The organism is Streptomyces sp. CT34 (assembly GCF_000805335.1).
In the GTDB taxonomy this organism is placed as follows: Bacteria; Actinomycetota; Actinomycetes; order Streptomycetales; family Streptomycetaceae; genus Streptomyces.
Genome location: NZ_KN708638.1, coordinates 3,357,709 through 3,373,028 on the forward strand (window position 1 = coordinate 3,357,709; position 15,320 = coordinate 3,373,028).

15 protein-coding genes and 1 pseudogene are annotated in these 15,320 nt (G+C 72.4%); 8 read left to right on the forward strand and 8 right to left on the reverse strand.

Annotated elements, in window-relative coordinates:
* Window positions 1-152: 152 nt before the first annotated feature.
* Window positions 153-758 (forward strand): Uma2 family endonuclease, encoded by a 606-nt coding sequence (locus RZ84_RS14570; protein WP_241777706.1) that lies wholly within the window; start codon window positions 153-155, stop codon window positions 756-758.
* Here RZ84_RS14570 and RZ84_RS14575 read toward each other — a convergent pair.
* Both RZ84_RS14575 and RZ84_RS14580 read right to left on the reverse strand, forming a co-directional pair.
* Complete coding sequence (locus RZ84_RS14575) at window positions 755-940, reverse strand: DUF397 domain-containing protein (protein ID WP_043264688.1); 186 nt, start codon at window positions 938-940, stop codon at window positions 755-757. The genes RZ84_RS14570 and RZ84_RS14575 overlap by 4 nt on opposite strands.
* A 16-nt stretch (window positions 941-956) precedes the next feature.
* Window positions 957-1,160 (reverse strand): annotated as a pseudogene (locus tag RZ84_RS14580) (helix-turn-helix transcriptional regulator); the annotation flags it as partial.
* A 461-nt stretch (window positions 1,161-1,621) separates the two neighbouring features.
* Between RZ84_RS14580 and RZ84_RS14585 the strand changes: the two are divergent.
* Window positions 1,622-2,440 carry a helix-turn-helix domain-containing protein gene (locus RZ84_RS14585; protein WP_347232755.1) on the forward strand — a complete coding sequence of 273 codons (819 nt, stop codon included), beginning with the start codon at window positions 1,622-1,624 and terminating at the stop codon, window positions 2,438-2,440.
* Window positions 2,437-3,012, forward strand: coding sequence for a Uma2 family endonuclease (locus tag RZ84_RS14590; RefSeq protein ID WP_043264690.1), 576 nt, complete (start codon window positions 2,437-2,439; stop codon window positions 3,010-3,012). The genes RZ84_RS14585 and RZ84_RS14590 overlap by 4 nt, the downstream gene beginning before the upstream one ends.
* Window positions 3,013-3,023: 11 nt before the next feature.
* Here RZ84_RS14590 and RZ84_RS14595 read toward each other — a convergent pair whose 3' ends face one another.
* From RZ84_RS14595 to rsmI, 6 genes are all read right to left on the reverse strand, one after another.
* Window positions 3,024-3,977 carry a 4-(cytidine 5'-diphospho)-2-C-methyl-D-erythritol kinase gene (locus RZ84_RS14595; RefSeq protein ID WP_043264691.1) on the reverse strand — a complete coding sequence of 318 codons (954 nt, stop codon included), beginning with the start codon at window positions 3,975-3,977 and terminating at the stop codon, window positions 3,024-3,026.
* Complete coding sequence (rsmA, locus tag RZ84_RS14600; protein ID WP_043264692.1) at window positions 3,974-4,882, reverse strand: 16S rRNA (adenine(1518)-N(6)/adenine(1519)-N(6))-dimethyltransferase RsmA; 909 nt, start codon at window positions 4,880-4,882, stop codon at window positions 3,974-3,976. Before rsmA ends, RZ84_RS14595 begins: the two co-directional genes overlap by 4 nt.
* Entirely contained in the window at window positions 4,879-6,042 is a 1,164-nt protein-coding gene (locus RZ84_RS14605; RefSeq protein WP_043264693.1) for a resuscitation-promoting factor, read from the reverse strand. The genes rsmA and RZ84_RS14605 overlap by 4 nt, the downstream gene beginning before the upstream one ends.
* A 111-nt stretch (window positions 6,043-6,153) precedes the next feature.
* Window positions 6,154-7,029, reverse strand: a complete 876-nt coding sequence (locus RZ84_RS14610) for a TatD family hydrolase (protein ID WP_043264694.1) — start codon at window positions 7,027-7,029, stop codon at window positions 6,154-6,156.
* 33 nt (window positions 7,030-7,062) lie between these two features.
* Window positions 7,063-7,557 carry a hypothetical protein gene (locus RZ84_RS14615; RefSeq protein WP_043264695.1) on the reverse strand — a complete coding sequence of 165 codons (495 nt, stop codon included), beginning with the start codon at window positions 7,555-7,557 and terminating at the stop codon, window positions 7,063-7,065.
* Window positions 7,558-7,798: 241 nt separating this feature from the next.
* Complete coding sequence (gene rsmI, locus RZ84_RS14620) at window positions 7,799-8,683, reverse strand: 16S rRNA (cytidine(1402)-2'-O)-methyltransferase (protein WP_043264696.1); 885 nt, start codon at window positions 8,681-8,683, stop codon at window positions 7,799-7,801.
* 89 nt (window positions 8,684-8,772) lie between these two features.
* On the opposite strand from rsmI, the gene RZ84_RS14625 reads away from it, so the two are divergent.
* The 5 genes from RZ84_RS14625 to RZ84_RS14645 all read left to right on the forward strand — a co-directional run bounded on the left by RZ84_RS14625 (window position 8,773) and on the right by RZ84_RS14645 (window position 15,218).
* Window positions 8,773-10,515 (forward strand): dolichyl-phosphate-mannose--protein mannosyltransferase, encoded by a 1,743-nt coding sequence (locus tag RZ84_RS14625; RefSeq protein ID WP_043264697.1) that lies wholly within the window; start codon window positions 8,773-8,775, stop codon window positions 10,513-10,515.
* A 157-nt stretch (window positions 10,516-10,672) separates the two neighbouring features.
* Window positions 10,673-12,328, forward strand: coding sequence for a penicillin-binding transpeptidase domain-containing protein (locus tag RZ84_RS14630; RefSeq protein ID WP_043264698.1), 1,656 nt, complete (start codon window positions 10,673-10,675; stop codon window positions 12,326-12,328).
* Window positions 12,329-12,414: 86 nt separating this feature from the next.
* Window positions 12,415-12,927, forward strand: a complete 513-nt coding sequence (locus RZ84_RS14635) for a YbaK/EbsC family protein (RefSeq protein ID WP_043264699.1) — start codon at window positions 12,415-12,417, stop codon at window positions 12,925-12,927.
* A complete protein-coding gene (locus tag RZ84_RS14640; RefSeq protein ID WP_043264700.1) occupies window positions 12,924-13,772 on the forward strand; it encodes a DMT family transporter in 849 nt (282 codons plus the stop codon). The genes RZ84_RS14635 and RZ84_RS14640 overlap by 4 nt, the downstream gene beginning before the upstream one ends.
* A 666-nt stretch (window positions 13,773-14,438) precedes the next feature.
* The gene (locus RZ84_RS14645) at window positions 14,439-15,218 is read left to right on the forward strand and encodes an SDR family NAD(P)-dependent oxidoreductase (RefSeq protein WP_043264701.1); all 780 of its coding nucleotides are present in this window, start codon (window positions 14,439-14,441) and stop codon (window positions 15,216-15,218) included.
* The last annotated feature ends 102 nt before the right edge of the window (window positions 15,219-15,320 follow it).

The window sequence follows — 15,320 nt, forward strand, 5'->3', positions numbered from 1 at the left end:
CGACCTCCAAGAGTAGTCGGCGCGGGGCGGGGGGCTTCGGGCGAGGAGGGGGGCGACGACTGCCGGGGGCAGGCGTGGGGCGGTCACCCTTTGTGATGACGTGACGGGGATATCGCCGTTACCGTGAATGGCAGAGCAGCAGGATCTCGTCCATGGGAGGAACCATGATCGCCGAGTCCGTAGAGCACCGCGTCCAGTGGCCGGTGCCGCCGCAGGACGGCTACTCCGTGGACGACCTTTTCACACTGCCGGATCTCCCGCCGCACACCGAGTTGATCGACGGGAGCCTGATCTTCGTGAGCCCGCAGCGTAACTTCCACGCGCTGATGCTGTACGTCCTGGAGCATGGTTTGCGCACCACCGCCCCAGACGAGTTCCGCGTGCGGCGGGAGATGACCGTCGTCCTCGACAAGCGCAATGCCCCCGAGCCTGATGTCAGCGTGGTCTGGGCCGAAGCAGACGCCGGACTTGACCAGACGCGCTTCCAAGCGAAGGACGTGCGTCTGGCCATCGAGGTCGTCTCCTCGGACTCGGAGTCCCGCGACCGCACGACCAAGCCGCAGAAATACTCTGCCGCCGGGATCCCGAGTTTCTGGCGCGTCGAGCGCGACGGAGACAACGGCCGACCCGTCGTCCACGTCTACGAACTCGACCCGCTCACCATGACGTACGTGCACATGGGCGTCCACCGCGAACGGATCAAGGTCGACAAGCCCTACCCCATCGACGTGGACCTGACCGCCGTCGACAAACTCTAAGCGTCGCCCTTGAGGGCCGACACGAACGACGACCACCCGGCGGCGGAGAAGACCAGCGCGGGCCCCTGCGGATCCTTGCCGTCCCGGACGGGGACGACGCCGGGGAGGCCGTCGGCGACCTCGACGCAGCTGCCGCCGGAACCGTTGCCGTAGCTGCTCTTGCGCCACGAAGCGTTACTCAAGTCGAGTGCTCTGCTTGAGCTTCTTGTCGATGTGGATGGCCAGGTCCATCGGCATTCCACACTCACCGCGCTCGATTCGGCTGAGCAGCGGGATGCCTCGATAGCTGCCTTCCACTAACTGTTCGAGCGTGAGTCCGGCCTGTTCCCGGAGGTAGCGCATCTCGGCGCCGTAGAAGCACGGGACGCTGGCCGAGGGATCGGCATCTTTGCGAGGGGGCATAACTCACCGCCGCTACTTGCTGGTTGCCCGGTACAACGCGATTCCTCAGCACGCTGCGCCGCACGCTGCCACTGCGTGAGGAATTCGTCACAATGCGCACAGAAGGGGCGTTCACCGGGTCGTAGGTTTCCGCGACCCGGTGGACCGGGTCGCGGTGCGGCTCGACGTAAAGGCGTAAAGACCGGGGAAAGCCCCCTCCCAACCCCTCCTACCTCCCCGTCGTCCCACCACCCGGACGGGTGACATATGCCAACTCGGTTGGGATTGAGGAGGGTTGGGCGACATATGCTCGCCGCGTCACGTGCACCACCGCACACATGCTTCGGCCCCCGGCCGGGACTGGCATCCCGAACGAGGGCCTGACCAACAAGGAAGAAAGCACCTTCCCGATGGCTACCACCCAGGAAGAAAGCAGCAGCTTCCCGATGGCTCTTGAGAACCCTAGCGCGCCCTCGCCCGCCATGTCCCGCGTTCCCGCGCCGACTCCCTCGTCCGGAGTCATTCACGTCAACTCCCGTCACGCCAGCCGCTACACGGTGGTCGGCAACCACCTCGCCCAGCACCGCGGGCTGACGCTCGTGGCGATCGGGCTCGCCGTGCACATCCAGTCGTTGCCCGCCGGGGCACGCATCGGCATCAAGTGCCTGACCGCCCGCTTCCCGGAGAGCGAGGCCCGTATCGCCTCCGCACTGCGGGAGTTGGAGGCGGCCGGGTACCTGAAGCGCACGCGCGAGCGGCTGCCGAGCGGCCGGGTCGTGACGCGCACGGTCTCCTACAACCAGCCGGGCGCGGCCCCGTGCCCAGCGACCCGCCCCGCCCAACGGGCCCCGAGGCCGAAACGGGAACCCGGGCCGACGCCGACCCCGAAACCGACGCGTGCGCCGCTGCCCGCCCCACGCCGTTCCGATCCGGCACGTACGCGGACGGCCCACCGCATCCTCGTCGAGCTACGGCGCGATGATCCACACCTACTGCTCTCCGAGGCGGATGTGGCGCGCCTCACCCCTGCCGTGGCCGCCTGGCTGGAACGCGAGGCGCCGCCCGACGCGGTACGCCGTACCCTCACCGCCAACCTGCCGCCCGGCCTCGGCAACCCGGCGGCCTTCCTCGCCCACCGCCTCACGGCGTCACTGCCGCCACCCCTCCCGGCCGCCGCCCCGGCACCCGCACGCCCGGACCCCCTCCAGACCTGCGACGGCTGCGAGCGCGCCTTCCGCGGCCTGCGACCAGGACTGTGCCGCGACTGCCGACTCGACCTCATGGAGGTTTCCCGGCTATGACCACCCCGGCAGGCACCCCGCTTCGTTACCGAGCGATGCGCGACGCCGTCGAGCAGATCCAGGACTCCGTTCCCGGCAAGTTGGAAGTCACCGGGGCAGGCATCGTGCACGACCTGGTATCGCCCGTAGGGCCTCACGAGCTGACGAGGGCCCGGGTCAGCCGGCGTCTGGAGAAGGTGATGCCGGACGGCCTCGTGGCCCACACCGGGACTCCGGACGTGGAGGCCGAGTCCCACGGGATCATGCGGCGCCCCGACGTGATGGTCATCGCCGAGGCCGACATGGCGGGCCCGGGGTCATTCGCCCCCCATACCCTCGTCGCCGCCGTCGAGGTCGTCTCCATGTCCAACCCGGACAACGACTGGGTCGGCAAGATCCGGGATTACCCCCTGCTCGGGATTCCGCTCTACGTGATCTTCGATCCCCGCACGGGAACGGGCGCGGTCTTCTCCGACATCCATCCGACGCCGGAAGGCCCTCGGTACGCCACCCGCAAGGACTTCGTCTACGGCGAGGACGTCACCATCGCCGAGTGGACGATCTCGACGGACGGCCTGCCGCGCTACGCCTGACGCACGGCGGTTCAGCCGTCCGTGAGGACCGTCGCACCGGCCGCCGGCCCGGCCGCCGTACGCGCCGTCCGGCAGGTGCCCGACGCGCGCAGCGCCGCGGCGACCCGCTCGGCGTCATCGGCGTTCGCCGCCAGGAACGCCGTCGTCGGGCCGGAGCCCGAGACCAGCGCCGCCAGGGCCCCGGCCGCCGTACCGGCCGCGAGGGTGGCGGTCAGCGAGGGGCGGAGGGAGACCGCGGCGGGCTGGAGGTCGTTGCTCAAGGACGCGGCGAGGGCGGCGGCGTCGCCGGTGCGCAGGGCGTCCAGGAGAGCCGGGGACGGCTCCGGGTCGGGGATGGTCGCGGTGGTCGCGCCGAGGCCCGACGCGTCGCGGAGGCGGTCGCACTCCTTGTAGACGGCGGGGGTGGACAGGCCGCCGTCGGCGACCGCGAAGACCCAGTGGAAGGTGCCGCCGACGGGCAGCGGCTCCAGCAGTTCGCCGCGGCCCCGGCCGAGGGCCGCGCCGCCGACCAGGCTGAACGGCACGTCGCTGCCCAACTCGGCGCAGAGGGTGAGGAGTTCGGACCGGCTCGTCCTCGTGCCCCAGAGGGTGTCGCAGGCCAGGAGTGCGGCGGCGGCGTCCGCGCTGCCGCCGGCCATGCCGCCGGCGACCGGGATGTCCTTGGCGATGTGGAGGCGGACGGCGGGGTCCAGGCCGTGGCGGGACGCCAGCGCGCGGGCGGCGCGGGCCGCGAGGTTGGTCTCGTCCAGCGGGACCTGGTCGGCGTCCGGGCCGGTGCAGGTGAGCGTCAGGGTGTCGGCGGGGGTGACGGTGACCTCGTCGTGGAGGCCGACGGCCAGGAAGACGTTGGCCAGGTCGTGGAAGCCGTCCGGCCGCCGACCGCCGACCGCGAGCTGGACGTTGACCTTGGCGGGGACGCGGACGGTGACGCCCTCGGGAGCGTTGTCGGGAGCGTTGCGGGTCATCGGGCGGTCTCCTCGTCGGGGGCGGACGCCGTGACCGGGGCGTGCTCGGCGATGGCGATGAACTCCTCGACCGTGAGGGATTCGCCGCGCGCCCGGGGGGAGACGCCGGCGGCCACGAGGGCGGCCTCGGCGGCGGGGGCGGAGCCCGCCCAGCCGGCCAGCGCGGCCCGCAGCGTCTTGCGGCGCTGGGCGAACGCGGCGTCGACGACGGCGAAGACCTCCTGGCGGGAGGCGGTCGTCGGGAACGGTTCGGGGCGGCGGACCAGCGAGACCAGGCCGGAGTCGACGTTGGGGGCCGGCCAGAAGACGTTGCGGCCGATGGCACCGGCGCGCTTGACCTCGGCGTACCAGTTGGCCTTGACCGACGGGACGCCGTAGACCTTGTTGCCGGGGCGGGCGGCGAGCCGGTCGGCGACCTCGGCCTGGACCATGACCAGGGTGCGTTCGATGGTCGGGAACTGCTCCAGCATGTGCAGCAGTACCGGGACGGCCACGTTGTAGGGGAGGTTGGCGACCAGGGCGGTGGGGGCCGGGCCGGGCAGTTCGGTGACCCGCATCGCGTCGCTGTGGACGAGGGCGAAGCGGTCGGCGCGCTCCGGCATCCGGGCCGCGACGGTGGCCGGCAGGGCCGCCGCCAGCACGTCGTCGATCTCCACGGCGGTGACCCGGTCGGCGGCCTCCAGCAGGGCCAGGGTCAGCGAGCCCAGTCCGGGGCCGACCTCGACGACGACGTCGTCGGGCCGGACGTCGGCGGTCCGGACGATCCGGCGGACGGTGTTGGCGTCGATGACGAAGTTCTGGCCGCGCTGCTTGGTGGGGCGTACGCCCAGCGCCTCGGCCAGTTCCCGGACATCGGCGGGGCCCAGCAGCGGGCCGGGCTCGTCGGTGGTCTTGCTGTCGCTCACCCGTGCAGCTTACGGCCGCACACCGGCCACGGGCTCGCGCCCCGGGTGACGTAGAGCTTCTTGGCCCGGAAGGTCTGCTCGTCGGCGGGGGCGTCCTGGGGGCGGCCGGTGCCGCCGAGCCCGCGCCAGGTCGAGACGTCGAACTGGTAGAGCCCGCCGTAGGTGCCGGACGCGTCGACGGCGTCCGGCCGCCCGCCCGCCTCGCACTCGGCCAGCGCGCGCCACGAGAGGTGCTCGGCGCCGCGGACGGAGGTGGGCAGCGCCTTGGTCCCGATGTGCACGATCTGCGGGCGCGGGGTGCGGACGACGTCGGTGTCCACCGGCTTGGGCTTCAGCTTGACGCCGTTGACGGTGTCGAGCCGGTAGGTGACGCGCCGTACGCCGGGTACGCCCTGCTGGACGACCACCTCGGTGCCGCGCGGCAGATCCGGGTCCGGCTTCTTGACCGTACGGAACGTGATGGGCTCCTCGCGGACCTCCTTGGTGCCGGTGATCCGCAGCACGGAGACGGTCTGGCCCTCGCGCGGGAAGCTGTCCGGCGGCACCGAGGTGGTGTCGTGGTCGCGCAGCGCCAGGCCGGCCTGCGCCAGCGCCTCGCGGACGGTGGCCGCGTTGGTGCGGACGTGGAACTCGCGGCCGTCGGCGACGAAGACCACCGAGCGTTCGGTGCGCACCGCCAGTTCCAGGCCGTGCCGGCCGATGTGCTGGGAGCGGGCGGTGGAGAGGTAGGCGCCCTCGGCGCGGACGCCGAGCTGGCGCAGCGCCCCGTCGACGGTGTCGGCGGTGGTCCACACCTGGCGGCGCTGGCCGTCGATGGTGAGCATGAGCGGGCGGCCGTGCCGGACGGCGACCTTGTCGCCGCTGCCCAGGCCGGTGCCGGGGGCGGGGGCGACGATGTCGTGGCCGCCGACGTCCAGGTCCTCGTCGGCGAGCAGTTCGTCGACGTCGTCGGCGAAGGTGTGCAGGGTGCGCGGGGTGCCGTCGACGCTGAGCTTGATCACCTTGTCGTGCGCGACGAAGGCCGTGGTGCCGCCGGCGAGGAAGGCGACGACCAGGGCGCGGGGCACCAACCGGCGCAGCGTCTCGGGCGACTCGCCGGTGCGCCGGCGCCGGCGGCTGCCGCCGCGCGCGGCGCGATGGCTGCTCTGCGAAGGACTCACAACGCTCCACCTGCCACGGGTGTCGTCCGGAAACCGGTCAACGGCGGAATGTAGCGGAGCGGCGGCTACTCTCCCAAGTCGGACGGTGACGGAGTGTATCCGTTTCGGGGCTCAATACCCGAAGGCGCGGGCGGAGTTGGCGGCGATCGCCGAGGCCAGCGCGTCCTCGTGCATTCCCTTGACGGCGGCCATCGCGCGGACGGTGAGCGGGATCAGATACGGAGCGTTGGCCCGTCCGCGGTACGGCGCGGGGGTGAGGAAGGGTGCGTCGGTCTCGACGAGCAGCAGCTCGGGCGGGGCGACGGCGAGCGCGTCGCGCAGCGGCCGGGCGTTCTTGAACGTGATGTTGCCCGCGAAGGACAGGAAGTAGCCGGCCTCGGCGCAGGTCCTGGCCATCGCGGCGTCGCCGGAGAAGCAGTGGAAGACGACCCGGTCGGGTGCGCCCTCCTCGCGCAGGATGCGCAGCACGTCGTCGTGGGCCTCGCGGTCGTGGATGACCAGGGCCTTGCCGTGCCGCTTGGCGATCTCGATGTGGGCGCGGAAGGACCGCTGCTGGGCGGCGGTGCCCTCGGGGCCGGTGCGGAAGTAGTCCAGGCCGGTCTCGCCGACGCCGCGGACCTCGGGGCGGGCGGCCAGCGCGTCGATCTCGGCGAGCGCGGCGTCCAGTGCGGCGTCGCCGCCGGCCTCGCGCGCGCCCTGGCGCGACCAGCCGTCGGGGTCGCCGAGGACGATCCGGGGCGCTTCGTTGGGGTGCAGGGCGACGGCGGCGTGCACGTCCGCGTGCGCGGCGGCGGTCTCCGCGGCCCAGCGCGAGCCGTTCACGTCGCAGCCCACCTGGACGAGGGTGGTCACCCCGACCGCGGCGGCCTCGGCCAGCGCCGCCTCGACGGTGGTTTCCTGCATGTCCAGGTGGGTGTGCGAGTCCGCGACCGGCACCCGGAGCGGTTCGGGCGGCGGGGGCGGGGTGTCTTTGTCCTGCGGGTCCATGGCCGCGATCCTACGAGGACCGCGGCCCGGTCCTCACTTGCGGTGGTGCTGGAAGGGGTGCAGCAGATCGGAGAGGTGCCAGTGGTGGTGCCGGCGCGGCTCGGCGGCGCTGCCGGCGCCCTCGGACTCGGCGGGGTGCGCGGCCTCGTCGGCCTTGCCGCCCTTCGCGCTCCGGGCGCTCTTGGCGGCGCCGTGCGGGCGCTCGTGCATGCTGGCCATCGCCTGGGAGACCATGGATACCTGTCCGGAGCGCATGATGCGGACGACATGGCCGCCACAGTTCAGGCACGTGGGCCGGGTCAACGGGGACGGGACGCGCTGGCCGTCCGCGAAGTAGACGACATGCATCTCGCCCTTGCCGTCCACCTGATGCTCGATCTCGTACGCCTGCTCCCAGCCGTGGCCGCAGCTCATGCACGCGAAGGAGTACGCCTCGCGGGCCGCCGGCTCGGGCCGGGGGTGGGGAGGAAATCCGCTGGTGGACGCGCCGGTGGTGCCCGTTGCGGTGGTCTTCATGATGTCGCTCATGTGCGCTCCTCTTGTCCGCTGGACAAGCCTTCCGGGACCGAACGTCCCGGTTCCCAGTGGACGCCTTTCACGGCGGGAACGCAGCTGACCTGCTGCCTATTGGCCCAGATTTGGCAGGTCGTAGGAAAAACGCACCCCAGCGGGCCTGATCGCTTTACCTTCGAGGCCAGCCGTTTACCTTCCATCGAGTCGGATCAGGCCCGTGGGCTGCGGTTTTACGCTCTCCCGAGCGGGTCGACGCTCAGCCGGGCGTGCCCGGACCGGCGTTCCCCGCTTCGCCCCGCCCGGCGTTCTTTGCCGCCACCACCGCGTCGAAGACCTCCCGCTTGGGGATGCCGGCCGCCGCCGCGACCGCCGCGATGGCCTCCTTGCGCCGCTCCCCCGCCTCCTCGCGAATCCGCACCCGGCGCACCAGCTCCGCGGCGTCCAGGTCCTGCGGCCCGCTCTCCGGGGCGCCCTCGACGACGACGGTGATCTCCCCGCGGACGCCCTCGGCCGCCCACGGCGCCAGCTCGCCCAGCGGCCCCCGCTTGACCTCCTCGTACGTCTTGGTCAGCTCCCGGCAGACGGCGGCCCGGCGGTCCGCGCCGAAGACCTCGGCCATCGCGGCGAGGGTGTCGTCCAGCCGGTGCGGCGCCTCGAAATAGACCAGGGTGCGGCGCTCGCCGGCGACCTCGCGCAGCCGGGAGAGCCGCTCGCCCGCCTTGCGGGGCAGGAAGCCCTCGAAGCAGAACCGGTCCACCGGCAGCCCGGAGACCGCGAGCGCGGTCAGTACGGCGCTGGGCCCGGGGACGGCGGTGACCTTGATGCCGCGCTCGACGGCGGCGGCGACCAGGCGGTAGCCGGGGTCGGAGACGGACGGCATCCCGGCGTCGGTGACCAGCAGCACCCGCGCGCCGCCGGCCAGCGCATCGGCCAGCTCGGGGGTGCGGGCGGCCTCGTTGCCCTCAAAGTACGAGACGATCCGGCCCGCGGGGTGCACGTCCAGCGCCTGGGTCAGCCGGCGCAGCCGCCGGGTGTCCTCGGCGGCGATCACATCGGCGGCGGCGAGCTCGGTGGCGAGCCGCGGCGGGGCGTCCGCGATCTCGCCGATGGGCGTCCCTGCAAGTACCAGCGTTCCAGTCACCCGCCCATCCTCCCAGGGTCGGACGGTGCACCGACGCGGTGGCACCGGCCGGCGGCGCTCCCCGTCGCTCCACAGGCCGCTTCCCTACGATGGGCCGGGTGACGAGTGACACCAGCGCGACGCACGCAGCCGCCCTGAGCGCCCCGGAACCGGCCGGTCAGCCCCCCGCGTGGCAGCGGCGGCTGCGCCGCTTCGGGTACGCCGGCCGCCCGCAGGCCGACGCCCGGACGCGGCTGGTGGCCCCGTTCCCGGAGCCGGACCGGCGGCCGTGGGCGTGGCTCGGCGCGGGCCCTGACCTCGCGGGCCGGCTGGCGCGCTGGTCGGGGTGGCTCGGCCCGCTGCTGGTGACGCTGTGCGCGGGGGTGCTGACGTTCTGGAACCTGGGCAGCCCGCGGAAGGTCATATTCGACGAGACGTACTACCCCAAGGACGCCTGGTCGCTGCTCCACTACGGCTATGAGGGCACCTGGGCCAAGGACGCCAATGACGCGCTGCTGGCCCATCCCCCGAAGATCCTGCTCTCCCCCGAGCACTCGTACGTCGTCCACCCGCCGATGGGCAAGTGGCTGATCGCGCTGGGTGAGTGGGCGTTCGGGATGAACCCCTTCGGCTGGCGGTTCATGACCGCGCTGCTCGGCACCCTGTCGGTGCTGCTGGTGTGCCGGATCGGGCGGCGGCTAATGCGGTCGACGGCCCTGGGGTGCCTGGCCGGCGCGCTCCTCGCGGTGGACGGGCTGCACTTCGTGATGAGCCGCACCGCGCTGCTGGACCTGATCGTGATGTTCTGGGTGCTGGCCGGCTTCGGCTGCCTGCTGCTGGACCGGGACCGCACCCGGGCCCGGCTCGCGGCGGCGCTGCCGGCCGGACCCGGCGCCGGGCAGGTGCGGCCGGACGACGCGGTCGGCGACCGGCTGCGGCTGGGGTGGCGCCCCTGGCGGATCGCCGCCGGGCTGTGCCTGGGCCTGTCGGCCGCGACCAAGTGGAACGGCCTGTACTTCCTCGCCGCGTTCGCGCTGATGTCGGTGCTGTGGGACGTGGGGGCGCGGCGCACGGCGGGGGCCCGGCGCCCGTTCCGGGCCGCCGTGCTGCGCGATGCGCTGCCCGCCTTCGCCTCCACCGTCGTCGTCGCGCTCGCCACCTATCTCGCGTCCTGGACGGGCTGGATCGTCACCAAGGGCGGCTACTACCGCGACTGGGCCACCACCCCCGAGGGCCGGGGCAGTTCCTGGTCCTGGCTGCCGGACTGGCTGCGCAGCCTGTGGCACTACCAGAGCGAGGTCTACGCCTTCCACACCGGGCTGACCACCCCGCACACCTATATGTCCAACCCGTGGAGCTGGCTGGTGCTGGGCCGCCCGGTCTCGTACTTCTACGAGGACCCTAAGGCCGGCCAGGACGGCTGCACCGCCGCCGAGGGATGCGCCCGCGAGGTGCTGGCGCTGGGCACGCCGCTGCTGTGGTGGGCGGCCTGCTTCGCGCTGCTCTACGTGCTGTGGCGGTGGCTGTTCCGGCGGGACTGGCGGGCCGGGGCGATCGCCTGCGGGGTCGCGGCCGGCTATCTGCCGTGGTTCCTCTACCAGGAGCGGACGATCTTCCTCTTCTACGCGGTGGTCTTCGTCCCGTTCCTGTGCCTGGCGCTGGCGATGATGATCGGCGCGATCATCGGGCCGCCCGGCGCGAGTGAACGCCGACGCACGATCGGAGCAGTCGGCGCGGGAGTTCTGGTGCTGCTGATCGTGTGGAATTTCATCTACTTCTATCCCCTCTATACGGGTCTGCCGATTCCCAAGAGCGCCTGGCACAACCGGATGTGGTTCGACAGTTGGGTGTGAAGCGGGTGAGTGTGACGGTCCCGTGACAGCCGTGCGACGCCGTGTCACAGGACCGTGCCCTGTTCGAGACTCACTCCTTGCCCGTGTCCCTTAGAGTGCGATGGACGTTCTTGTGTGCGTATTCAAGGACTGAAGCTCCTGGGAGGGGATCGGTGGCATGCGCCGCGAGGTGAAGTACGGGCTGATCGGCGGATCGGTGGCTCTGGTGGTGGGAGTCGTGGGCGGCTTCACGCTGTTCGGCGGCTCGGACGGGTCGTCGCCGCAGGCGGTCAGGTCGGCGGATGCCAAGTCCGGCGACGGCGGCAGCGACGTGCCGACCGGCCCGCTGACGGCCAAGGAAGTGAACACGACCGCACAGGCGTTCCTGACCGCCTGGCAGTCCGGCGACATGGCCAAGGCCGCCGCGTTGACGGACGATCCGGACGCCGCGAAGAGCGCCCTGCAGAACTTCACCGCGCAGGCGAAGTTCACGAAGGTGACGCTGAAGCCCGGCACGCCGGCCGGCGACAAGGTGCCGTACACGGTCGGCACCGAGATCGACTACAAGTCGGTCAAGACGCCGTTCTCGTACGGTTCCTCGATGACCCTCCAGCGCGACAAGAAGACCGGGAAGCCGCAGGTCGCCTGGCAGCCGTCGGCGCTCTACCCGGGCCTGGGCAAGGGCGACGAGCTGCGCACCGGCGCGGCCGAGGCGCCGCCGATCAAGGCCGTGGACCGCAGCGGCACCGAGCTGACCGCCAAGGACCACCCGACGCTGGCCGGGGTGCTGGACAGCCTGCGCACCAAGTACGGCAGCAAGACCGACGGCAAGCCGGGGGCGGAGCTCTACATCCACCGCGCCAAGGCCGACGACGCCAACAAGCAGCAGCCCGACAAGACGCTGAAGGTGCTCTCCAAGGGCACCCCCGGCACCCTCAAGACCACCCTGGACGCCAAGCTCCAGACGGCGGCCGAGAACGCCGTCAAGGGCAAGAAGCTGGCGTCCGCGGCGGCCGTCAAGCCCAGCACCGGCGAGATCCTGGCGATCGCCAACTCCCCGGCGGACGGCTTCAACCTGGCCACCCAGGGGTCGCTCGCGCCCGGCTCGACGATGAAGATCGTCACCTCGGCGCTGCTGATGGACAAGGGGATCACCGCACCGGACAAGAAGAACCCCTGCCCCCAGTACGTCACGGTCGGCGGCTGGAAGTTCCAGAACCTGAACAAGTCCCAGATCCCGGACGGCACCTTCGCGGACAGCTTCGCCGCGTCCTGCAACAACGCCTTCATCGCGCACGCCAAGGACCTCAACAACGACGATCTGACGAAGGAGGCCCGGGACGTCTTCGGCATCGGGCTGAACTGGGCGACCGGGATCCCCACCTTCGACGGCACCGTGCCGGTGCAGAGCGACGCGCAGATGGCGGCCTCGCTGATCGGCCAGGGCGGGGTGCGGATGAACCCGCTGAACGTGGCCTCGATCGCCGCCACCGCCCAGTCCGGCTCCTTCCACCAGCCGTTCATCGTGGCCCAGTCGCTGGACAACCGGACCTTCGCCAAGGCGGCCGGCGCGATGAAGTCGGACACCGCGTCCAACCTGAAGGCGCTGATGAAGCTCACCGCGACGTCCGGTACGGGCGCCGAGGCGATGCAGGGGATCAGCGGCGACATCGGTGCCAAGACCGGTTCCGCCGAGGTCGACAACCAGGACAAGCCCAACGCCTGGTTCGCCGCCTACCGCGACGACCTGGCCGCCGCGGCCGTCGTCCCGGCCAGCGGCCACGGCGGCACCAACGCGGGCCCGCTGGTCCGCGCCATCCTCACCGCCAACTGAGCTTGGTGGACGCCCGGTTACGACCGGGTGTCCACCGGCTGGATTTCGTTCGCATGGCCCGTACAGCTTTCGCTAGCGTGCGGGCCATGAGCGATTCCCCGTCCGACACCGCGACCGCCACCACCGCCCGAGCCCACCCCCGCTTCGCCCAGGCCCTGGCCGATCTGGGCCTGACCGTCGACGTGCGGCAGTTCCCCGAGGCCACCCGCACCGCCGCCGAGGCCGCCGCGGCCATCGGCTGCGACCTCGCCCAGATCGTCAAGTCGCTGATCTTCGCGGCCGACGGCGAACCGGTACTGGTCCTGATGGACGGCGCCTCCCGCGTCGACCTGGAGCGCGTACGGGCCGAACTCGGCGCCAAGGAGGTCGGCCGGGCCGACGCCGCCACCGTACGGGAGACCACCGGCTACGCGATCGGCGGCGTACCGCCCTTCGGGCACCGCACCCCCACCCGGGTACTGGCCGACCGCGGCATCCTGGAGCACGGCACGGTCTGGGCCGCCGCCGGCACCCCGCACACCGTCTTCCCGCTCGACCCGCCGTCCCTGATCGCGTACGCGCAGGGCAGCGTGGTGGACGTGCGCGAGCGCACCTCGTGACGCCGCTGGTCGTGGCCGCGGTCCTGCTGGCCGCCGTCACCCACGCCAGCTGGAACGCCATCGCCCACGGCATACGCGACCAGTTGCTGGCCTTCACCCTGGTCGGCGGCGGCGGCGCGGTCTGCGGTGCGCTGCTGGCCGGCTGCACACCGCTGCCGGCCGCCGGGGCCTGGCCGTACCTGGTGGCGTCCGCGGTGCTGCACATCGTCTACCAGGTCCTGCTGATGCAGTCGTTCCGGCTGGGCGACTTCGGCCAGATGTATCCGATCGCCCGGGGCACCGCGCCGCTGGTCGTCACGGTCCTGGCCGCGGTCTTCGTGCACGAGGTCCCGGACGGCCCGGCGCTGGCCGGGGTCGCGCTGGCCTCGGTCGGACTGGTCGGGCTGGCCCTGTGGGGCATCCGCGGCTCGGGGACCCGGCCGCACTGGCCGGCGATAGCCGCCGCCCTCGCCACCGGGCTGTCCATCGCCTCGTACACCACCGTCGACGGCCTGGGCGTACGCGCCTCCGGGACCCCGCTCGGCTACATCGGCTGGCTGATGATCCTCCAGGGGCTGATCATCCCCGCCTACGCGCTCGCCGTCCGCCGAGGCCAACTCCTCGCCCAGCTACGGCCGTTCGCCCTGCGCGGGCTGTTCGGGTCGGTGCTCTCGGTCTTCGCGTACGGGCTGGTGCTGTGGGCGCAGACCCGCGCGCCGCTGGCGCCCATCGCGGCGCTGCGCGAGTCGTCGATCATCGTCGGCGCCGCGATCGGAACGCTGTTCTTCAAGGAACGCTTCGGACTGCCGCGGATCGCGGCGGCGGGGCTGATGGTGGCGGGGATCGGCCTTATGTTGGCCGGCTGACGTTTCGCTGCGCTTAGCTGCCTTCCCACGATTTCGGCTTTCCCGCCGTGCGGGGTGCGGTCTTTCCCGCCTTCGGCGGAGGGGTGTGTGGGGCGAGACCCCGGATGGTCGTCGGTGCCGGCCCCACGATTCCGGCTTTCCCGCCATGCGGGGGCGGTGTTTTCCGCCTTCGGCGGGAGTTGGGGTGTGTGGGGCGGGGCCCCGGGTGGTCGTGGGTGCCGGCGCCGGGGGCTCCGGGGCGGGTTGCCGTTTCGCTGCGCTTTGCCGGCTTCCCGCGTTGTCGGCTTTCCCGGCGTGCGGGGTGCGGTGTGTTCCGCCTTCGGCGGGAGGGGTGTGTGGGGCGGGGCCCCGGGTGGTCGTGGGTGCCGGCGCCGGGGGCTCCGGGGCGGGTTGCCGTTTCGCTGCGCTTTGCCGGCTTCCCGCGTTGTCGGCTTTCCCGGCGTGCGGGGTGCGGTGTTTTCCGCCTTCGGCGGGAGGGGTGTGTGGGGCGGGGCCCCGGGTGGTCGTGGGTGCCGGTTCCGGGGGCTCCGGGGCGGGTTGCCGGACTGCTTCGCTTTACGTCCGGCAACCCGCCCCTCCACCCCCGGCCCCTCCCGTGCGGTGCGGGGTCCCGCCCCGGTGGGGGAGACGTCAAAGACCGGGGGTGCGGCTGGGTAGATACCGGGCATGAGGCGATTCGAGGGATACCGCGTACTGATCACCGGCGCCGGCCGCGGCATCGGCGAGGCCACCGCCCGGCGGCTGGCCGACGAGGGCGCACGGGTGCTGGTCACCGACGTCGACGGGCCCCGTGCCGAGCGGGCCGCAGCGGCCGTCCGGGAAGCCGGTGGCGCGGCCGAGGCGCTGGTCTGCGACGTCGGCGACCGGACCGCAGTGGAGGCGGCCGTCGCGCACGCCGTGCACCGGTTCGGCGGCCTGGACACCCTCGTCAACAACGCCTACAGCTGCCACCACGACACCCCGCTCTTCGAGGACACCCCGGACGAGGAGTGGGAGGCCGATCTGGACATCACCCTCGGCGGCGCGTTCCGCTGCGCCCGGGCCGCGCTGCCCCACCTGGCCGCCGCCGGCGGGCGCGGCGCGATCGTCAACATCGGCTCGGTCAACGGCATTCAAGACTTCGGCAACCACGCCTACAGCGCCGCCAAGGCGGGTCTGGCGAGCCTGACCCGTACGCTCTCCGGCCATGCCGCACCGCGCGGCGTACGGGTCAACCTCATCGCGCCGGGCACCGTCCACACCCCCAACTGGGCCGGGCGGGAGGGCGCGTTGCGGCGGGCGGCCGGGACGTATCCGCTGGGCCGGGTCGGCCGTCCCGAGGACATCGCCGCGGCCGTCGCCTATCTAGCCTCCCCGGACGCCGCTTGGATCACCGGCATCACGCTGCCCGTCGACGGCGGCATCCTGGTCGCCAACGACGAGTTGCGCCGCGCTCTGCGCGCTTGAACTCCCCCCACCGGGGCGGGACCCCGCACCGCACGGGAGGGGCCGGGGGCGGAGGGGCGGGTTGCCGGACGTAAAGCGAAGCAGTCCGGCAACCCGCCCCGG